The 19,564-nt window shown below is 72.0% G+C and carries 16 protein-coding genes; 12 read left to right on the top strand and 4 right to left on the bottom strand.

Features of this window, described 5'->3' with window-relative positions:
• Positions 1 to 46 precede the first annotated feature (46 nt).
• Entirely contained in the window at positions 47 to 958 is a 912-nt protein-coding gene (locus C1701_RS07465; protein WP_026417293.1) for a LysR family transcriptional regulator, read from the bottom strand.
• A 63-nt stretch (positions 959 to 1,021) separates the two neighbouring features.
• Between C1701_RS07465 and C1701_RS07460 the strand changes: the two genes are divergently transcribed.
• Positions 1,022 to 2,317, top strand: coding sequence for an MFS transporter (locus tag C1701_RS07460; RefSeq protein WP_337662183.1), 1,296 nt, complete (start codon positions 1,022 to 1,024; stop codon positions 2,315 to 2,317).
• Here C1701_RS07460 and C1701_RS07455 read toward each other — a convergent pair.
• Positions 2,289 to 2,936: an O-methyltransferase gene (locus tag C1701_RS07455; RefSeq protein ID WP_026417292.1), complete on the bottom strand. Its 648-nt coding sequence runs from the start codon at positions 2,934 to 2,936 to the stop codon at positions 2,289 to 2,291. The genes C1701_RS07460 and C1701_RS07455 overlap by 29 nt on opposite strands.
• 385 nt (positions 2,937 to 3,321) lie before the next feature.
• On the opposite strand from C1701_RS07455, the gene sigE reads away from it, so the two are divergent.
• From sigE to tatB, 5 genes are all read left to right on the top strand, one after another.
• On the top strand, positions 3,322 to 3,906 hold the full coding sequence (gene sigE / locus C1701_RS07450; RefSeq protein ID WP_030104153.1) for an RNA polymerase sigma factor SigE: 585 nt from the start codon (positions 3,322 to 3,324) through the stop codon (positions 3,904 to 3,906).
• A complete protein-coding gene (locus C1701_RS07445; protein WP_103055731.1) occupies positions 3,903 to 4,724 on the top strand; it encodes a zf-HC2 domain-containing protein in 822 nt (273 codons plus the stop codon). Before sigE ends, C1701_RS07445 begins: the two co-directional genes overlap by 4 nt.
• Before the next feature lie 111 nt (positions 4,725 to 4,835).
• Positions 4,836 to 8,750 (top strand): ATP-dependent RNA helicase HrpA, encoded by a 3,915-nt coding sequence (hrpA, locus tag C1701_RS07440; RefSeq protein ID WP_103055730.1) that lies wholly within the window; start codon positions 4,836 to 4,838, stop codon positions 8,748 to 8,750.
• A 664-nt stretch (positions 8,751 to 9,414) separates the two neighbouring features.
• A complete protein-coding gene (locus C1701_RS07435; protein WP_211237451.1) occupies positions 9,415 to 10,641 on the top strand; it encodes a S1C family serine protease in 1,227 nt (408 codons plus the stop codon).
• Between the two features lie 83 nt (positions 10,642 to 10,724).
• Positions 10,725 to 11,129, top strand: coding sequence for a Sec-independent protein translocase protein TatB (gene tatB / locus C1701_RS07430; RefSeq protein WP_026417288.1), 405 nt, complete (start codon positions 10,725 to 10,727; stop codon positions 11,127 to 11,129).
• Positions 11,130 to 11,225: 96 nt separating this feature from the next.
• Here the strand turns inward: tatB and C1701_RS07425 are convergent, their stop codons facing one another.
• On the bottom strand, positions 11,226 to 12,407 hold the full coding sequence (locus tag C1701_RS07425; RefSeq protein WP_051313292.1) for an Mrp/NBP35 family ATP-binding protein: 1,182 nt from the start codon (positions 12,405 to 12,407) through the stop codon (positions 11,226 to 11,228).
• A gap of 194 nt (positions 12,408 to 12,601) precedes the next feature.
• On the opposite strand from C1701_RS07425, the gene C1701_RS07420 reads away from it, so the two are divergent.
• A complete protein-coding gene (locus C1701_RS07420; protein WP_026417287.1) occupies positions 12,602 to 13,093 on the top strand; it encodes a MarR family winged helix-turn-helix transcriptional regulator in 492 nt (163 codons plus the stop codon).
• A 37-nt stretch (positions 13,094 to 13,130) separates the two neighbouring features.
• On the opposite strand, the gene C1701_RS07415 is transcribed toward C1701_RS07420, so the two are convergent.
• Positions 13,131 to 13,505 carry a hypothetical protein gene (locus C1701_RS07415; protein ID WP_051313290.1) on the bottom strand — a complete coding sequence of 125 codons (375 nt, stop codon included), beginning with the start codon at positions 13,503 to 13,505 and terminating at the stop codon, positions 13,131 to 13,133.
• Between the two features lie 1,037 nt (positions 13,506 to 14,542).
• On the opposite strand from C1701_RS07415, the gene C1701_RS07410 reads away from it, so the two are divergent.
• The 5 genes from C1701_RS07410 to C1701_RS07390 all read left to right on the top strand — a co-directional run bounded on the left by C1701_RS07410 (position 14,543) and on the right by C1701_RS07390 (position 19,561).
• Positions 14,543 to 15,400 carry an LLM class F420-dependent oxidoreductase gene (locus C1701_RS07410; protein ID WP_026417286.1) on the top strand — a complete coding sequence of 286 codons (858 nt, stop codon included), beginning with the start codon at positions 14,543 to 14,545 and terminating at the stop codon, positions 15,398 to 15,400.
• A 161-nt stretch (positions 15,401 to 15,561) separates the two neighbouring features.
• Complete coding sequence (locus C1701_RS07405) at positions 15,562 to 16,086, top strand: general stress protein (RefSeq protein WP_026065638.1); 525 nt, start codon at positions 15,562 to 15,564, stop codon at positions 16,084 to 16,086.
• A 342-nt stretch (positions 16,087 to 16,428) separates the two neighbouring features.
• A complete protein-coding gene (locus C1701_RS07400) occupies positions 16,429 to 17,697 on the top strand; it encodes an ABC transporter substrate-binding protein (RefSeq protein ID WP_026417285.1) in 1,269 nt (422 codons plus the stop codon).
• On the top strand, positions 17,694 to 18,716 hold the full coding sequence (locus tag C1701_RS07395; protein ID WP_026417284.1) for a carbohydrate ABC transporter permease: 1,023 nt from the start codon (positions 17,694 to 17,696) through the stop codon (positions 18,714 to 18,716). The genes C1701_RS07400 and C1701_RS07395 overlap by 4 nt, the downstream gene beginning before the upstream one ends.
• On the top strand, positions 18,716 to 19,561 hold the full coding sequence (locus C1701_RS07390; RefSeq protein WP_026417283.1) for a carbohydrate ABC transporter permease: 846 nt from the start codon (positions 18,716 to 18,718) through the stop codon (positions 19,559 to 19,561). The genes C1701_RS07395 and C1701_RS07390 overlap by 1 nt, the downstream gene beginning before the upstream one ends.
• The last annotated feature ends 3 nt before the right edge of the window (positions 19,562 to 19,564 follow it).

Here is a 19,564-nt window from a genome sequence, read left to right as displayed (position 1 = left end):
CGTCTCGGCGGCACGAGCGGGGGGACCGTCCCCACCGGGACCCCCGTCACCGCGTCCCCCGGCTCAGGGCGAAGTCCCGGAACTCGCGGACGGCGGGGGACAGCGGGCGGCCCGCCGCCCAGACCAGCCCGACGGTACGTCGTGCCGCGGGGCTGAGCGGGACCTCGACGACCCCGGCGGGAGGCCCGCCGTCGGCCTGCGGGACCAGCGCGATCCCCAGTTCGGCCGCCACCAGGCCGAGCAGGGTCACCGTCTCCTGTCCCTCGAAGGCCAGCCGGGGGCGGAAGCCCGCGGCCGCGCACAACTCGTCGGTGATGGCCCGCAGCCCGAAACCGGGTTCCAGGCCGACGAAGTCCTCCCCGGCCAGCTCACCGATCCGCACCCGACGCCGCCCGGCCAGCGGGTGGCGCTCGGGGACGGCGGCGACCAACGGTTGGTGGAACAGCACGGACGACGTCAGGCCTGGGTCCCCGGTCGGCGTCGGCGAGGTCAGGCCGAGGTCCACGGCTCCCTCCCGCAGGCGGTCGAGGATGGTTTCGTGGGGCGCCTGGGCCAGGCTGAACCGCACTGAGGGGCGGCGAGCCCGGAACCCCCGCAACAGCTCGGGTACCGGGCGTCCACCGAACGTGTGCAGGAAGGCGAGCGCGACCAGCCCCCGCTCCTCGTCGGTGTCGGCCAGCGCGCGGCGGCAACCGGCCTCCAGGGCCGCCAGGGCGTGGCCCGCCGACTCGGCCAGCGCCTGCCCCGCCCTGCTGAGCCGGATCCCGCGCCCCGCCCGAACCACCACCGGGGTGCCCAGTTCCTCCCCGAGGCGGGCGAGCCACCGGCTCACCGTGGGTTGGGGGACACGCAACCGTTCAGCCACCCGGGTGATGTGTTGTTCCTCTGCCAGGGCGCGGAGCAGCGCCAGCCGGGGAGCCAGGCCGCTGGCCAGCCGTGCTGGCCCATCATCCACCATCGCATCAATGTAGGCCGTTCCAGTCATTGGACGAATGAGTGTTGGCTTCCTAGCGTCTCCGGGGTGGGCAGGACGCAGAACTCGTCGTCGGCAGCGGAGCCTCCGACCACGCGGTCCGACGAAGGAGAGCGACGACGGGTCGCGGTGGCGATGCTGGCGGCCGGCCTGGCGGTGTTCGCGTTGCTCTACAGCGCGCAACCGGTCCTTCCCCAGCTCGCCGAGGAGTACGGCCTGGGGCCGGGCGGGGCGTCGCTGGCGGTGTCCGCGGCGACCGCGGGCCTGGCCGTCGCCGTCCTCCCGCTGGCGCTGGCGTCGGAGCGGTTCGGTCGCCGACCGGTGATGGTCGCGGCGGTCGTCGCCGCCGTCGTGATCGGTTTCCTCGTGCCGCTGGCCCCCACCTTCGAGCTGCTGGTGGCGGCCAGGGCGGCGCAGGGGATGGCGATCGCCGGTCTCCCGGCCGCCGCCACCGCCTACCTCGCCGAGCGCGGCCGGGGACGGGGGCTCGGCGCGATGATCGGCCTCTACATCGCCGGCAACACCCTCGGGGGAATGGCCGGGCGGGTGGTGGCCGGCGTCCTGGCGGGGCTCAGCGACTGGCGGACCGGTGTCGCCGTGGTGACGCTGCTGGCCGCCGCCTGCGCGACCGTCTTCGTCCTGCTGCTTCCCCGCCAAGGTGTTCCCACCCGGCCGGCCAGGACCGGTGGGCGCGTGCTGGCGGCGGGGGTGGTCGCGGCGCTGGGAAGGCGGGAGCTGTACGGGCCCTACCTGGTGGCCGCCCTCGGGATGGGCGGCTTCGTCGCGCTGTACAACGTCGTCGGTTTCCGGCTGTCGGCGCCTCCGTTCCTGGTCGCCCCGGCGGTCGCCTCGCTGGTGTTCCTGGCCTACGCGGCCGGCAGCGTGAGTTCGCCCGTCGCCGGGCGCCTGGCCGACAGGTTCGGGCCGAGGAGGGTGCTCGGGGGCACGCTCGGGGTGACCGTGGCCGGAACCCTGCTCACCCTGTCCGGGCACCTGCTGGTGGTCGTCGTGGGCCTGGTGGTGCTGACCGCCGGGTTCTTCGCCTCCCACGCGACCGCGAACGGGTGGTTGGGTCGCCGGTCGGCGCACTGGGCGCGCGGCCAGGCCGCGGCCGTCTACTGGCTGTCGTACTACCTGGGCAGCAGCGTCGGCGGGACCCTCGGCGGTCTGGCCTACGGGGCCTGGGGCTGGCCCGGGACGGTGGCGGTGGTGTGCCCGTGGTTCCTCGTCGCGGCGCTGGGCGTGGCGGTCCTCGGCCGGGCGGGGGAGCCGCCGCCGGGGCCACCCCCGGCGGCACCGGGCAGCGGCGAGGACGCTACTGGACGTCCCGCTTCGCCGCGATGAGCAGGCCCTCGCCGAACGGCAGCAGGAACGGGACCAGACGGGGGTCAACCCGGATCACCTCGGTCAACTGCCGCAACCCGGCGTGTTCCTCCTGGGTGCCCCCCGCGGCGGCGATCCGCAGCAGGTTCCCGAAGGCGAGCACTCCCCCGTCACGCAGCAGCCGCAGCCCCTCCTCCAGGTAGCTCGCGTAGTCCACCCAGCCCGACTCGACGAAGACCAGGTCGTAGCCCCCGTCCGTCAGCCGGGGCAGCACGTCCAGGCCCCGCCCGGTGATCAGGCGGGCGCGCCCGGCGGCCACACCCGCCTCGGCCAGCGCCTTCCGCGCCGCCCGCTGGTTCTCCGGGTCGAAGTCGATCGAGGTGAGCACTCCCTCACCCAACATGCCCCGCAACAGCCACAGCCCGCTGACACCGGCCCCGGACCCCACCTCGACGACCGCCCTGGCACGCAGGGACGAGGCCAGGAACCGCAGCGCCGCCCCGCTCCCGGGGCTGATCGGCTCGCACCCGAGCGCCACCCCGCGAGCCCGCGCGGCCGCCAGCACCTCGTCCTCCGCGAGGTAGTCCGCGACGAAGTCCTGCACCACGCTGAGGTCGGCCGCCGGAGTTTCGGGTGTCACAAGCAAGGAGGTTAGCGCCGCACCGCCCTGGCGGAACCCGAAGCGCCCCCTTATTCTCAGTGCCTGACCCGATCGCCGAGCCGCGCTTTCCGCCCGACGGTCACGGACCGCCCGCGCGGAGTACACGCCGTCTCCGCCAGTCGCCGGGGCGCGCTCCGACCCGCGGTTCCCCCGGGACGGTTGTCCCACCCGCCGACGCGGGTACCCCATTCTCAGGGTCCTCTCAGCCTGTTCTCACCACCGCCTCATCCCGGTTCGAGAGGGTGAAGCCGCCAGCGAAGACGGTGGTGTCCCGCGAGGCGCGGGAACAACACGGGACGCGTGAGCGTTCCCCTATGGCAGTTAGCCCGTAGGAGGTGTCCTGCACACGATGCCTACCCAGCCGATGACCGCAGTTCCCCATGACACGGCGAGCGCATCCTCCGACGGGGTGGAGTCCGCCGGTTGGACGCCGCCGAGCTGGGACGAAGTAGTGCGGCAACACGCCGATCGGGTGTATCGCCTGGCGTTCAGGCTCAGCGGTAACCCGCACGACGCGGAGGACCTGACCCAGGAGACCTTCATCCGGGTGTTCAGGTCGCTCGCCTCGTACAAGCCGGGCACCTTCGAGGGGTGGCTGCACCGCATCACCACGAACCTGTTCCTCGACATGGTCCGCCGTCGTGCCCGACTGCGGATGGAGGGCCTGCCCGAGGACACCGACCGGCTCCCGGGCAGCGGCCCCAGCCCCGAGGAGGTGTTCGCGAACACCCACCTCGATCCCGACCTCCAGGCGGCGCTCGACGAACTCCCCCCGGAGTTCAGGGCCGCCGTGGTGCTGTGTGACGTGGAAGGTCTTTCGTACGAGGAGATCGGCGCCACGCTCGGGGTGAAGCTGGGTACGGTTCGGAGCAGGATTCACCGTGGCCGGCAGGCGCTCAAGGCGGCACTCGAGCGTCGCCGAGCCGGCGCCCTGGAGGACTCCGCATGACTGAACGGCACGGTCTGCTGCCCGAACACTGCCTCGCCGTGGACGCGGTGGTCGCGCTGGTGGACGGCGAACTGACCCCCGGCGCGCACGACCGTGCCATGAGCCACCTCGCCGGGTGCGTGCGCTGCGCCCGCCAGGCGAGCGCGCAACGCCAGGCGAGGGCCGCGCTGCGTTCCGCCGCCGCTCCCACCATGCCGGCGGGCCTGCTGGAGAGCCTGCGCGCCATCCCGCAGAGCGCCCAGCTCCCGACCGGGCCCGACGAACTCGCGGTCACCGCCGACGGCCAGATGGTCGTCGCTCAGCCAGGCGGGCAGGGCGGCAGGTTCGGTGGTGTCCCTCCACTCGGCTCCGGTGCCCCGTTCGGGTCGGGTACCCCGCTCGGGCAGGGCGACACCGTCCTCGGCGCGGGAACCTTCAACGCCGCACCGCCCGGGGCCCAGGCGCCCCGGCGCGCCCGCTCGCCCCGCGGCGGCCGCCGGCTGCGCAACGGGGCCGGCGTCGTCGTCTCGGGTCTCATGCTCGGGGCGGTCATGCTGGCGACGCCGTCCGGAGCCCCCGGTGGTCAGGTGCCGGAGCAGGCCGGAGCCAGGGACGGGCGCGAACCGGTCAGCCAGCCCGCCGGTGCCGCCGGCGGCCGGCCACCCGCTCCCCTGGCGACCACCGTCACCGCCACCGGAGACGCGCCCGTGGTCGGGAGGTCGAGCCCGCCCAGCGCCGGGTCCCGGGCGCCGGGCGCGCACCTGACGCCTTCCGCGCACGACCGCCCCACCCCCTCCAACGTCGACGGGAGCACCACCCCCGCACCGGTCGGTCCCTGACCGCCCCGGGTGGCGCTGGTCACGTCGCCCGCTCCTCGACGCAGGCCAGGCAGCCCCGGACCGTTAATGGCTGGTGGCCGGCCGACGCGGTGTGCCTATCCTTGCCCCGGTATGGGAACGCCTCCAGTGACTTCGACGGCCGAGATCGCCGCCCGCCTCCCCGAGCTGACGCTCCGGGACGAGCAGCGGCTCGCGCGCCGGTTGGAAGGCTCGCGCAAGGCGCGTGGCGGACCCGCGCGGGAGCGCGCCCTGAGCCGGATCACGGCGGACCTGGCGGCCGCGGAGACGCGGGTCGCGCGCCGCAGGGCCGCCGCTCCCGTGATCCGCTACCCGGACGCGCTGCCGGTCAGCCGGAAGAAGGACGACATCCTCGCCGCCGTCCGCGACCACCAGGTGGTCATCGTCGCGGGGGAGACCGGCTCCGGGAAGACGACGCAGCTCCCCAAGATCTGCCTGGAACTCGGACGTGGGGTTCGGGGCGCCATCGGGCACACCCAACCTCGTCGGCTCGCGGCCCGCACCGTCGCCGAGCGGGTGGCGGAGGAACTGGCCACGCCGCTGGGGGAGACGGTCGGCTTCAAGGTCCGCTTCACCGACCGCTCCACCGACGACACCCTGCTCAAGATCATGACCGACGGCATCCTGCTGGCGGAGATCCAGCAGGACCGCATGCTGTGGCAGTACGACACCATCATCATCGACGAGGCGCACGAACGCAGCCTGAACATCGACTTCCTGCTCGGCTACCTCAAGCAGCTGCTGCCCCGCCGACCCGATCTCAAGCTGATCATCACCTCGGCGACGATCGACCCCGAACGCTTCTCCCGCCACTTCGACGGCGCACCGATCATCGAGGTCTCCGGCCGCACCTACCCGGTGGAGGTGCGCTACCGCCCCCTCCTCGACGAGGACGACCCGGACCCCGACCGGGACCAGACCCAGGCGATCCGCGACGCCGTCGACGAGCTCAGCCAGGAGGGACCGGGTGACATCCTGGTCTTCCTCAGCGGTGAGCGGGAGATCCGGGACGCCGCCGACGCGCTCGAGAAGGCGAACCTCCGGAACACCGAGATCCTGCCGCTCTACGCCCGGCTGTCCGCGGCGGAGCAGCACCGGGTGTTCAGCCCGCACCCCGGCCGGCGGGTCGTCCTCGCCACCAACGTCGCCGAGACCTCGCTCACCGTGCCGGGCATCCGCTACGTGGTGGACACCGGGAACGCCCGCATCTCCCGGTACAGCCACCGGCTGAAGGTCCAACGCCTGCCGATCGAGCCGGTCTCCCAGGCCTCGGCCAACCAGCGCAAGGGCCGCTGCGGTCGGGTCGCCGAGGGGATCTGCGTCCGGCTGTACTCGGAGGAGGACTTCGACAACCGCCCCGAATTCACCGACCCCGAGATCCTCCGGACGAACCTGGCCTCGGTCATCCTCCAGATGACCGCGTTGGAGCTGGGGGACATCGCGGCCTTCCCCTTCGTCGAACCACCCGACGCCCGCAACATCCGGGACGGCGTCCAACTCCTGCACGAACTGGGAGCGCTGGAGGTGGACGAGGACGGTGGCCGCCGCCTCACCAGGCTGGGGCGGAAACTCGCCCAGCTCCCCGTCGACCCCCGGCTCGGCAGGATGGTGCTGGAGGCCGAGCGGAACGGTTGCGTGCAGGAGGTCCTGGTGATCGCCGCCGCGCTCTCCATCCAGGACCCGAGGGAACGCCCGGCCGAACGGCAACAGGCCGCCGCGGAGAAGCACGCCCGGTTCGCAGACCAGGAGTCCGACTTCCTCAGCTACCTGAACCTCTGGGACTACCTGCGGGAGCAGCAGCGGGAACTGACCTCGAACAGGTTCAGGAGGCTGTGCCGCAACGAGTTCCTGAACTACCTGCGGGTGCGCGAGTGGCAGGACGTGCACTCCCAGCTCCGGCAGATCGCCAAACAGCTCGACCTGCCGATGAGCACCGCGAGGGAGGAGCCGCAGCGCGTCCACCTCGCGCTGCTGGCCGGCCTGCTCTCGCACGTCGGGCTCAAGGAGGGGCCGAAGCAGGACTACCAGGGTGCCCGCAACGCCCGGTTCGCCGTCTTCCCCGGCTCGGCGTTGTTCAAGAAGCAGCCGAGGTGGGTGATGGCCGCCGAGCTCGTCGAGACCACCAGGCTGTGGGCGCGCGTCGTCGCCCGCATCGAACCCGAGTGGGTGGAACGCCTCGCGGGCCACCTCGTGAAACGCTTCCACAGCGAGCCGCACTGGGAGAAGCGGCGAGGAGCCGTGATGGCCCTCGAGCGGGTCACGCTCTACGGCATCCCGCTCGTCACCGGCCGCAAGGTCAACTACGGGCGGATCGATCCGGAGGTGAGCCGGGAACTGTTCATCCGCCACGCCCTGGTGGAGGGGGACTGGGAGACCCGGCACCGCTTCTTCCACGAGAACCGCCGGCTGCTGGCGGAGGTCGAGGAACTCGAGCACCGGGCGCGCCGCCGGGACATCGTCGTGGACGACGAGACGCTGTTCGAGTTCTACGACGCGAGGGTCGGGGCGGAGGTCGTCTCCGCACGGCACTTCGACACCTGGTGGAAGAAGACCAGGACCACCCAGCCCGACCTGCTGACCTTCGACCGGTCGATGCTGGTGAACGAGAACTCGGGGGGCGTCAGCCAGTCCGACTACCCGGACACGTGGCGGCAGCCGGGTCTGGAGATGCCGCTGTCCTACCACTTCGAGCCGGGTACCACCAGCGACGGCATCACCGTCGACGTCCCGCTGGCCGCCCTCAACCAGGTCACGCCGGAGCAGTTCACCTGGCAGGTGCCCGGCCTGCGGTCCGAGCTGGTCACCGCGCTGATCCGCACCCTGCCCAAGAACGTCCGGCGGAACTTCGTGCCCGTTCCGGACGTGGCCAGGACGGTGCTCTCCCGGATCAGCCCCGACTCGGAGCTGGCACTGCTGCCGGCGCTCGAACGGGAGCTCCACCGGCTGACCGGGGTCAGCGTTCCCCGCGACGCCTGGCGAACCGACCAGCTCCCCGACCACCTCAGGGTCACGTTCCGGGTGGTGGACGGCGACGGTGGGACCGTCGCGGAGGGCCGGGACCTCGGGGCGATCAAGGCGAGGTTGCGCGGCCGGGTGCGCGCCACCCTCTCCCACGCGGCCCGGTCACTGGAACGCACCGGGCTGACCAGCTGGAACGATCTGGGTGAACTGCCCACCGAGTACCGCCAGGACCAGGACGGGTTGACCGTCACCGCCTACCCCGCCCTCGTCGACGAGGGCGACACCGTCTCCGTCCGCATGTTCGAGACCCCAGGGGAGGCCCGGCGGGCCATGTGGCGCGGTTTCCGGCGCCTGGTCCTGCTCAACGTGCCCTCTCCCCTGCGGTCTCTCAAGAACAGCCTCAGCAACGCGCGGAAGCTCGCGCTGACCCGCAACCCGCACGGCGGCCTGCCGGCCCTGCTGGACGACTGCGTCGACTGCGCGGCCGACTCGATCCTGGTGGGAGCGGGGGCCCCGGGCAGGGACCCGGCCGCCTTCGACCGGCTGCGGGAGAAGCTCCGGAGCGAACTGCCCGCCCGGGTGCACACCGTCGTACGCCACGTGAGCGACACCCTCGCCGCGGCGACCTCCGTGGAGCGCGCGTTGGCCGCCTCCACCGCGCCCGCCCTCGCCGCTGGCCGGGAGGACGTCCGGCGGCAGCTGGCGGAACTCGTGTACCCGGGGTTCGTGACCGCGACGGGGGCGGCCCGGATCGCCCAACTCCCCCGGTACCTCCAGGCGATGGAACGCCGCCTGGAGAAGCTCCCGGAGAACCCCGCGAGGGACGCCCAGCTGACCGACCAGGTGGCGGCGGTACGCGAGGCCTACGACGACGCGCGTCAACGCCTGGCCGGGAGCGCGACCTCGGCCAGGGAACTGCGGAAGATCCGGTGGATGATCGAGGAACTTCGGGTCAGCTACTTCGCCCAGTCGCTCGGAACCGCCCACAGCGTGTCCGACGTGCGCGTCCTGCGGGCGATCGCGGATGTCGAGGACGCGCGGCGCTGACCGCCGCCGTCCGGACCCCCCGCGTCGTCGCTCCCCGTCCCCGGCCGACGGCCGGCCCGACCACGGGACGCCCTCCGGGGATACGCCCACTTCACCAGTGGTACCGCACCCTGGGAGCGCACGTGACGGACCTGGCTCGTGTTCGCCCTGGGACCGGGCGAACCCGGCCATCGCGGCCGTCACCGCACGGACCACCCGACCCCGGCCGGAGACGGTCGACGACGCCAACCGACGAAGAACGACAGTCCTCCCCGGCCCCGACGGCCTAAGCTGAGACCACCGTCGGCGCGTCGGACGTCGCCGGCTTCGGACCGACACGACCCCTACCGCTCGGGAAGCGATGAGTCAGCAGCTGCCGCCTTCCTCTCCTGGCCGAGACTCCGAGGGCACCGACCACGGTCGGAACGACGACCAGGCCGTCCGGCGGGACACCCCCGCGGGATCGGCCGCTCCGGTCAGCGCGCCGAGGGCGCCCCGGTCCGCCGAGGAGGCGGTGTTCGGCCGGCCCGACCATGTGACCGGCGCGTTCGACCGTCCCACCGGCTCGGCGGCCCCGCCGCCCATCCGGCTCCGGCCCCCCGAACACGCGGAGCTCGCGGCGGCGTTCGGACGTCCCACAGGTGGGGGAGAAGGTCCGCGGCGGCAGCCGGGTCCCTCCCGGCCGGTGACGCCCCCCGAGCCGACCATGTGGGCCGACGAACGGGACGCCTGGCGGGATCCGAGCGCGCCGGCCGTGCTGGGGCCGCCCGCTCTGGAGGCCGGGACCAGCGACGGTGACCCCGACGCCGAACCCCCGCGCGCGGCCGCGCGCTTGAGCGCCCGCGAGGTGCTCTTCGGGCAGCGGGTGAAGCCGACCGCGCTGGGCGCGTTGTTCGCGGCCGCCCTCCTCGTCGGGTTGGCCGGCGGTTTCCTCGGCCGGATCACCGCCGAGGGTGGCAGCGTGTTGAACCGTCCCGACGTGACGCTCGCCGAGGCCGACACCGCCGTGGAACGGGAGCCGGGTTCCCTCGCGGAGGTGGTCAGCCGGGTGCGGCCAGCCGTGGTCTCCGTCGACACCGGCGACGGTGCGGGTTCCGGCGTGGTCATCCACGAGGAGGGCTACGTGGTGACCAACGAACACGTGGTCGCCTCGGCCGCCGACGCCGACTCCCCCGACATCGACGTCGTCTTCTCCGACGGCAGCAGGGCGGAGGCCTCGCTGGTCGGCCGGGACCAGCGCACCGACCTCGCCGTGCTGAAGGTCGAGGTCGAGAACCTGACGGTGATCGAGCTGGGTGACAGCGACCAGCTCGCCGTGGGGGACACGGTCCTGGCCATCGGGAACCCGCTGAACCTCCCCAACACCGTGACCTCCGGCATCGTCAGCGCCCTGGACCGGCCGTCCCGGTTGCCAGCCGCGGAGACCTCGGTGATCAACGCCATCCAGACGGACGCGGCGATCAACCGGGGCAATTCGGGTGGGGCACTGGTCAACTCGTCCGGTGCCCTCGTCGGCATCAACACCGCGATCCGGGAGGCCACGCCGGGCGGCGGCTCCATCGGGATCGGGCTGGCCAACCCGGTCAACCAGGTGCGTCGGATCGCCGAGGACCTCATCCAGCACGGCCGGGTGGAACACCCGGACCTCGGGGTGAACCCGGTCACCAGGGTGTCGGGCAACCAGTACGGCGCCGAGGTGGCCAACGTGCGCGAGGGCGGGGCGGCGGAGCGGGCCGGTGTCCAGGAGGGCGACGTCATCACCAAGGTCGACGACCAGCCCGTGGGCGGCGCGGACGAACTGCTCCTCGCGGTCGGCCAGCGCCAGATCGGTGACGAGATCGAGCTGGAGATCGTGCGGGGCGACGGGGTCCTGGTGATCCCGGTCATCCTCGACTCGGACCAGAACCGCTGACCGGCCGGAACCGTCCCACCCGAGACCCTTTCGCATGACCGGGCAACCGTTAGGCTGTTCGCGGGTGCGGAGGAGGTGCCAGGGTGTTCGAGAACATTGGGTGGCCGGAGCTGTTCGTGCTGCTGCTCGTCGGTCTGTTCATCTTCGGCCCGGAACGGCTGCCCGCCGCTGCCGCCTGGTTGGGCAACACCATCCGCAAGGTCCGCGACTACGCGTCGGGAGCGCGTGAGCAGATCCGCTCGGAGATGGGCCCCGAGTTCGACGAACTGCGCAAACCGCTGGAGGACCTGCGTGGTCTCCGGAACCTGAACCCGAAGACGGCCATCACCGACCAGGCCAGGAAGCTGTTCGACGACGACCGGCCGCTGGCGGACGGCGCCCCGGAGAAGCCGAACGGCCATCCCACCGCCGGCTCGGGGCCCGCCCGCCCACCTGAGCCGTCCCTGCGGCCGGGGGAGCGCCCCCCCATCGACCCCGACGCCACCTGAGCCCACGCCGGGGGAGGCCCGGAGGCGCGGGAGACCGGCCACGAACGCGATCGGGGCCGCCCGAGGGCGGCCCCGACCCAACTTCCCCCGATCGGCTCAGCCTGTGCTCCGCTCGGCTGGATTCGAACGGCGGACCGGCGTCACCGACAGCATCTGACCGGCGAGCCCGCGTGCGCGCACGGAGAGCCGCTTGGCGACGTCGAGCAGCACCTGGGCGGCGGGGGCGGTGGGCTCGGCGAGCACCAGCGGGGTGCCGGCGTCGCCGTTCTCCCGCAGGCGCTGGTCCAGCGGCACCTGACCCAGCAGCGGGACCTCGGCCCCCGCCGACCGGGAGAGCGAGTCCGCCACCAGCTGGCCCCCGCCACTGCCGAACAGCTCCATCCGCTGACCGTCCGGCAGTTCGAGCCACGACATGTTCTCGACCACACCCGCGATGCGCTGCCGCGTCTGCATGGCGATCGCCCCGGCCCGTTCGGCCACCTCGGCGGCGGCCTGCTGCGGCGTCGTCACGACCAGGATCTCGGCGTTGGGGATGAGCTGGGCGACCGAGATGGCGATGTCACCGGTGCCGGGGGGCAGGTCGAGCAGCAGGATGTCCAGGTCGCCCCAGAAGACGTCGGCCAGGAACTGCTGGAGGGCGCGGTGGAGCATGGGGCCACGCCACACCACGGGGGAGTTCCCGGGGGTGAACATGCCGATGGAGATGACCTTCACGCCGTGCGCCTGCGGCGGCATGATCATCGACTCGACCTTGGTGGGCTTGCCGGAGGCCCCCAGCATCCTCGGGACCGAGTGCCCGTAGATGTCGGCGTCGACGACGCCGACCGAGAGACCCCGCGCGGCCAACGCGGCGGCGAGGTTGACCGTCACGCTGGACTTCCCGACGCCTCCCTTGCCGGAGGCCACGCAGTACACCCTGGTGAGGGAGCCCGGTTCGGCGAAGGGGATCCTCGGTTCCGCCGAGTCACCGCGCAGCGTCCTGCGCAGTTCGGAACGCTGCTCGTCGCTCATCACGTCCAGTTCGACGCGCACGTCGGAGACGCCGGGCAGCGCCTCGACGGCTGCCTTGACGTCCCGGGTGATGCGGTCGCGCATGGGACATCCGGCGACCGTCAGGTAGATCCCGACATCCACCACTCCGCCCTCACCGACGGTGATGTCCTTGACCATCCCGATCTCGGTGATGGGCCGGTGGATCTCCGGGTCCTCGACCCGCGACAGCGCCTCGCGCACCGTCTCCGGCGAGAGTGCGGTGTCAGCCGGTTGGGCAGGAGTCACTTGCGAACACCGGGCCTTTCGTCGTTGATGAGGCTGCTGGACCTTGGTGCGGCCTCCATGCTACGGCGCGGGCACCCGCTGGTACCGGTCCCGCCCGCCGTTCCCCGGGTGGTCGTACCCGGGCGAACGCGGAGAGTCATCATTCCCGGGGGGCGCTGTGCGCACGGTCGCGCGCGTTCCGTAACATCGATCTCGTGTCGGATACCGTTCTCGGCCGATTACCCAACGGAGACGAGATCGCGGCTTGGCGCAGCTTCCTCCGGGCACACGCCCGCGTCACGCGGTGCCTGGAGGCCGACCTCATCGCCAAGCAGCGGCTCTCCCTGGCGGCCTACGACGTGCTCGTCCATCTCGCTGAGGCTCCCGAACAACGGCTCAGAATGACCGAACTGGCGGACGCGGTACTGCTGTCCAGGTCGGGTGTCACCCGACTCGTCGACAGGCTGGAGCGTGTCGGGCTGGTGCGCAGGGTCAGAGTCGACACGGACGGTCGCGGCGTGATGGCGGTACTCACGAAACAGGGCAAGGACCGCCTGCGCATGGCGGTCTCCACTCACCTGGCTGGTGTCAGCCAGTACTTCACCTCGGTGTTGCCAGGGGAGGAACTCGGGTCCCTGGCGGACACCTGCGCCAAGTTGGCCGACGGCCAGGTACCCAGGGCGGCCGGTCAGCGGGCTCAGGCCTGATTCGGGCGGCCCCGCCCGTCGAGGGCGGGGGGCGCCCTCATCCGGGGGCCTCCTCCGCCTCGCCCGGCTCCGGGACGAGGCGGTAGACCTCCGTCCAGGAGGGCGGCCGGTTGCGGCGGGCCGCCGTGAGCGCGGCGAGGGTGTCCTCGTCGGGTGTGACCAGCCGGGCACGCGTTCGCAACTCCAGCAGGTGCGAACGGGTGCTCGGCGACCGCACGGTCACCTGGCAGAGGGAGTCGTCGGCGAGGCCGGGCACCTGCTGTTCCCCCGGTCCGACCGCCACCCACAGCGCACCACCGCGCCACACGGTCCACACCAGCCTGGCCGGCCGGTTCCCGGGAGCCACCCACACCGCCCCGGCCTTGCGGAGGGCGAGGTCCAGCGTGCGGGTGGTGTCGGCGGTGCCAGCCATCCCCCCAGCATCCCAGGAGGGGGTGGACCGCGTGCGGGCGTGCCGGGCCCGCTGCCGTGCCGGCCCCGGATCCGAGGGGGAGCGAGAAGCCACCCGGGTCGGGTCAGGTCGGCCACGGCACGCGGGCGGCCGCTCCGCCTCGGTCGCCCGCAGGCGGTCCGGTCGTTCGTCGGCGCCCGCCACCCCTTCCACGACGTCCCGGTGAGCCCACTCGCCCGGCGCGGCACCGTGGAGTGGCCGCCCGGGTCCGCCCTGGCTCCCACCAGCAGCGTTCGAGGAACTCGACGGCGCGGGACCCGGCACCGCGACCGCGGCTGGCGGGCCTCGGCCTCCCCTCGGGCCGCGTCGATCCGAGCCGGACCGAGCGGTCCAGGGCCCCCGCCGGCCGGAGGTGGTCGCGGCCTCCGCTCCACGGTTCGAGCCGCTGGTCCTCGGGCCAGCGGACCTCACCGCGTCGGTGGGCACGCGTGCGCCGACGTCGGGGCGAGGGCTGGCGACCACGAGGACGTCGGTGTCTCCCGCCCGGTGCCGGCGCGGCTGCTGGTGGTGACGGTTCGGCGGGTACGGGCGGTCGGCGGTCCCCGCCTCCGCCTTCGCGAACAGGACGGACTCCGGCGGTCGCGCCCTTCGGGCCGGGTTCGACCTCGACGGCGGGTGGGACCCGCGCCCGGACCAGCGCGACGAGATCACTCCTTGTCCTTGCCAGGGGCAGCGGACGAGCACCACCGGCCTGGCCTCCGCGTGGCACACCGTCTCGGGGGTGGCGGCTCGGGCGCGCCATCGCCTGGCGCGGAGACGATCGACGAGGTGGCCCCGGGGCGGGCGTTGGTCGCGGCGGCCAGGGGGCCGCTGGTCACCCGGCGCGGGCGGCGCGGGACGCCACCCACCCACCCACCCACCGACCGACGTGCCCGGTCCGAGCTCCCCGGTTGGCTGTTCCCGGCCGCCTCGACTCGCCGTCGCCGGAACTTCGGGATGAGATGCGGAATGAGATCAGGGACCGGGAACGTTCGCACGGAGGACGGAAGGAGACGATCATGAGCCCACGACTCGGCCGTATCGGCATCTGGCGGCCCGCCCCGTTCCTGACCGGTGCGGTGGGGGCGGAGACCGCCGCGGAACTGGAGGAGCTCGGATACGGGACGCTCTGGGTGGGTGGTTCGCCCTCCGCCGACCTCGACGTCGTCGAGCACCTGCTCGCGGCGACGACGCGCTTGGTGGTGGCCACCGGCATCGTCAACATCTGGGACTCCCCGGCCGACACCGTCGCGGAGTCCTTCCACCGGATCGAGGCGCGGTACCCGAACCGGTTCCTGCTGGGGATCGGGGCCGGGCACCGCGAGGCGGTCGGCGCCGGGTACGTCCGCCCGTACACCCGGCTGGTGGAGTACCTCGACGAGCTGGACAGCGCCGCCCGCCCCGTTCCGCTGGACCGCCGCGTGCTGGCGGCGCTCGGTCCCCGCGCCCTGCGGCTGGCGGGTGAACGCACCGCCGGGGCACACCCCTACCTGACCACTCCCGAGCACACCAGGCGGGCGCGGGAGGTCCTGGGCGCCGGCGTCCTGCTGGCCCCGGAGCACAAGGTGGTGCTGGAGAGCGATCCGGCGACCGCCCGGGCCGTCGGTCGTCCCCCGGTCGCGAACCCCTACCTCAGGCTCGTGAACTACACGAACAACCTGTTGCGACTGGGGTACACCGAGCAGGACATCGCCGACGACGGCAGCGACGCCCTGATCGACGACCTGGTGGCCTGGGGGACCGACGAGTCGGTCGCGGCGAAGGTGACGGCCCACCTCGACGCCGGTGCCGACCACGTGTCGGTGCAGGTGCTGACGGCGGACGGAGCGGATCCGAGGCCGGCCTACCGGCGCCTCGCGACCGTGCTCCCGCTGTGAGGGTACGAGCGCGGTGACGGGGCGGGGTGGGTCGAGACCGGGACGGCCGCGCCTCCGTGGAACGAGACAGGGATCATGGTCGCCACGAACGATTCGCAGGAACTGCCAGTCGCCCTGATCGTTGGCAGGATGGAAGTTCCCGTTCACGGAGGTGAGAACCGGTGACCAGTCCCTTCGGCAGCTCGGGCAGAGACGCGCGCAGCGCGCCGAGACTGCCCACTCCGCCCACCGGGTGGCCGATCGGCTCGTACGGCACGTACGAGGAGGCGCAGCGCGCGGTCGACTACCTGGCCGAGAGCGACTTCCCGGTGCAGGAGGTGACGATCGTCGGTGTCGACCTGATGCTCGTGGAGCGGGTGACCGGCAAGCTCTCCTGGGGCAAGGTACTCGCGGGCGGGGCCGCCTCGGGCGCGTGGTTCGGCCTGTTCGTCGGAATCCTGCTCAGCCTGTTCAGCGGAACGGAGGGCGTCTTCATCGGGCCGGTGCTCGTCGGTCTCGGGACCGGCGTGCTCTTCGGGCTCCTCTTCGCGGCGGTCACCTACGGCTCGGCGCGGGGGCGGCGGGACTTCGTCTCCGCGAGCCAACTGGTCGCCGGGCGGTACGACGTCCTGTGCCATCCGCGCAACGCCGAACAGGGTAGGGATCTGCTCGCGAAGTTGGCGATGCGGCCACCGTCCGCGTCCTGAGGCTTCCACGAACGGGAATGACCCTAGTGGGGGTTGATTCCGGATTTGTCCGGTTAGGAGTCACCGACTGTGAGAACCTGGCCGAGTAACGGGCTGCTTGGAGACCCATTTTTATAACAGATCTCGCATCTTGCGCAGTACCTGTTGCGGAAGGTGATCAACGGCCTTAGGTTCGATGCGCCGTTCCCGGGGTGTGACGAGACGCACCCCGAGGCGGCCGGTCACCGCCAGGGCGGCGACCGGCGATCAGTGCGGGCACGACGTGGTGCCGGCTGTGGTCACCCGGGCGGTGTCGACGCGGTGCCGGGGTGTCGCCTCAGCCGTCGCCGGGAGGAGGCAGCGATGGGGCGCCCCGCGATGCGTGCGCGGCCGGGGCGGGCCGCGGCGGCTATGGGGGTCGCGTTGCTCGCGATACCGCTGGCGGCCTGCGGCGCCGACCAGCAGGGGATCACCGTCAACCTCTACTACGCGCCCGAGGATGGCCTGGAGACGGTTGTGGAGAACTGCAACCAGCGGGCCGCCGGGCGGTACCAGATCGTCTACAACAAACTGCCCCGAGGCGCCGACGACCAGCGGCTCCAGATGGTCCGGCGGCTGGCGGCCGAGGACCGTGACATGGACGTCCTCGGACTCGACCTCATGTGGACCCAGGAGTTCGCCGGTGCCGAGTGGATCCAGGAGTGGACCGGCGAGCACCGGGCCGAGGCGGAGGAAGGCACGCTGGAGGGGCCGCTCGAGTCCGCCAGGTACGAGGACCGGCTCTACGCGGCTCCGAAGAACACCAACGTCCAACTGCTCTGGTACCGGACCGACCTGGTCGACGAGCCGCCGGAGACCTGGGACGACATGATGGAGGCGGCCCAGGAGCTCAAGGACGCCGGGGACCCGCACACCATCCTCATCACGGGAGCGCAGTACGAGGGCCTGGTCGTCCACTACAACTCCATCACCGCGTCGGCCGGCGGGCACATGCTCTCCGAGGACGGCCTGCGCGCGGAGTTCGACGAGGGTGCCGTCCGCGCCCTCCAGGTGCTGCGCGACTTCGCCACCTCCGGCCTCGCGCACCCGGGCCTGACCAACGCGATGGAGGACGACGCCCGCCTGGCCTTCCAGACCGGCAACGCCGCCTTCCAGATCAACTGGCCCTTCGTCTACGCCGCCATGCAGGCGGAGACACCGGAGCTCGCCCAGAACGTCGGGTGGGCCCCCTACCCGGGGGTGGAGCCTGGCAGCCCCAGCCGGTCCACCATCGGCGGGTACAACCTGGCCGTCAGCACCTACTCCGAACACCCTGACGAGGCGTTCGACGCCGCGCTCTGCCTGCGCAACGCGGAGAACCAGAAGTTCTCGGCGATCAACAGCGGCGTGCCCCCCACGATCGAGAGCGTCTACGACGAGCCCGAGATGCTCGAGGCCTACCCGATGAAGGACGCGATCCTCGAGAGCGTCCAGAACGCGGCGAACCGGCCCTCGACCCCGGCCTACCAGAACGTCTCGACGGTGCTGTCGCACACGTTGTCCCCGCCCTCGGCGATCGATCCGGAACGAACCGCGGAGGAGCTGCGGGTGTCCGTGCAGAAGGCGCTGGAGTCGAAGGGGGTGCTGCCATGAGCGGGGAACGCCTCTCCGAGGACCAGGCGGCCCCCGGCTCCCCGGCGGACGGGACCGCCGAGCCGGGCCCGAGCCCGGCGGGCGGGTCGGGACGCGGTGGGCGGACCGGTGGCACCCGGTCGGGGCGCCGGACGCTCACCGAGGGACAGCGGTCGGAGCGCCGCCTGGCCCTGCTGCTGTGCGCTCCCGCCGCGCTCGTCATGATCGCGGTCACCGGCTGGCCGATCATCTACTCCGTCTGGCTGTCGCTCCAGCGCTACGACCTCCGGTTCCCGGCTGACCAGGAGTTCGTGGGCCTCGCCAACTACGTCGAGGTGCTCACCAGCAGCTACTGGTGGACTTCGTTCGGGGTGACCCTGCTGATCACCGTCGTCTCGGTCGCGATCGAGCTGGTGCTGGGCATGGCGCTCGCGCTGATCATGCACCGGACGATCGTGGGTCGAGGACTGGTGCGGACCTCGGCGCTGGTGCCCTACGGGATCGTCACCGTCGTCGCCGCCTTCTCCTGGCGGTACGCCTGGACCCCCGACACCGGGTACCTCGCCAACCTGTTCGCCCCCGGCTCCGCTCCGCTCACCGACCAGGCCAGCGCCCTGGCGATCATCACGCTGGCCGAGGTCTGGAAGACGACGCCCTTCATGGCCCTGCTGCTGATGGCCGGCCTGGCGCTCGTACCGGACGACCTGCTCAAGGCCGCGTCCATGGACGGGGCCGGCCCGTGGCAGCGGTTCATCAAGGTCATGGTCCCGGTGATGAAGCCGGCGATCCTGGTGGCCCTGCTGTTCCGGACGCTCGACGCGTTCCGCATCTTCGACAACATCTACGTGCTGACCTCGGGAGCACAGGACACCTCCTCGGTGTCGATCCTCGCGAACACGAACCTGATCCAGGCGCTCAACCTGGGGATCGGCTCCACCATGTCGGTGTTGATCTTCCTGTCGGTGGCCCTGATCGCGTTCGTCTTCGTGAAGCTCTTCGGCACCGCCGCACCGGGCAGTGACACCGAGGGGAGGCGCTGATGGCCGCGTTCGGAGGCACCGACACCCGGGCACGCAAGCTCAGGTGGAGCCTGCTGAACACCCTGGTGGTGGTCTACGCCCTCGTTCCGGTGCTGTGGATCATGTCGTTGTCGTTCAAGACACCCGCCACCCTCAACGACGGGAACTTCATCCCGAGGGAGTGGACACTCGAGAACTACCGGTCGATCCTGTCGACCACCGAGTTCCTGCGGGCGTTGCTGAACTCGATCGGCATCGCCCTGATCGCGACCGCGATCGCCGTCGTCCTCGGCACGATGGCGGCCTACGCGATCGCCCGCCTCCAGTTCCCGGGGAAGCGGCTGCTCGTCGGGGTGTCCCTGCTCATCGCGATGTTCCCCCAGATCTCGCTGGTCTCGCCCCTGTTCGAGATCGAGCGGACCCTCGGCCTGTTCGACACCTGGCCGGGGCTGATCCTGCCCTACATCACCTTCTCGCTGCCGCTGGCGATCTACACGCTGTCGGCCTTCTTCCGGGAGATCCCCTGGGAGCTGGAGAAGGCGGCGAAGATGGACGGCGCCACGCCCGGCCAGGCCTTCCTGAAGGTCATCGCTCCGCTGGCCGCGCCCGGCGTCTTCACCACCGCGATCCTGGTGTTCATCTTCTGCTGGAACGACTTCCTGTTCGCGCTCACCCTGACCTCGACCGAGCGGTCACGCACCGTCCCGGTGGCGCTGTCGTTCTTCACCGGTGACTCGCAGTTCCAGGACCCGACCGGGTCCATCTCCGCGGCGGCCGTGGTCATCACGGTGCCGATCATCGTGGCCGTGTTGTTCTTCCAGCGCCGCATCGTCGCGGGCCTGACCTCCGGCGCTGTCAAGGGATGAGGT

Source organism: Actinoalloteichus sp. AHMU CJ021, assembly GCF_002895405.1.
GTDB classification, from domain to species: Bacteria; Actinomycetota; Actinomycetes; order Mycobacteriales; family Pseudonocardiaceae; genus Actinoalloteichus_B; species Actinoalloteichus_B caeruleus.
The sequence above is the reverse complement of the archived record's forward strand: the minus strand, read 5'-3'. Positions and strand labels throughout refer to the sequence as shown.

Coding starts and splice junctions, on each gene's coding strand:
- C1701_RS07465 (WP_026417293.1), bottom strand. CDS start 958: ATGGTGGATGATGGGCCAGCACGGCTGGCCAGCGGCCTGGCTCCCCGG.
- sigE (WP_030104153.1), top strand. CDS start 3,322: ATGACCGCAGTTCCCCATGACACGGCGAGCGCATCCTCCGACGGGGTG.
- C1701_RS07445 (WP_103055731.1), top strand. CDS start 3,903: ATGACTGAACGGCACGGTCTGCTGCCCGAACACTGCCTCGCCGTGGAC.
- hrpA (WP_103055730.1), top strand. CDS start 4,836: ATGGGAACGCCTCCAGTGACTTCGACGGCCGAGATCGCCGCCCGCCTC.
- C1701_RS07415 (WP_051313290.1), bottom strand. CDS start 13,505: ATGGCTGGCACCGCCGACACCACCCGCACGCTGGACCTCGCCCTCCGC.
- C1701_RS07410 (WP_026417286.1), top strand. CDS start 14,543: ATGAGCCCACGACTCGGCCGTATCGGCATCTGGCGGCCCGCCCCGTTC.
- C1701_RS07400 (WP_026417285.1), top strand. CDS start 16,429: ATGGGGCGCCCCGCGATGCGTGCGCGGCCGGGGCGGGCCGCGGCGGCT.
- C1701_RS07395 (WP_026417284.1), top strand. CDS start 17,694: ATGAGCGGGGAACGCCTCTCCGAGGACCAGGCGGCCCCCGGCTCCCCG.
- C1701_RS07390 (WP_026417283.1), top strand. CDS start 18,716: ATGGCCGCGTTCGGAGGCACCGACACCCGGGCACGCAAGCTCAGGTGG.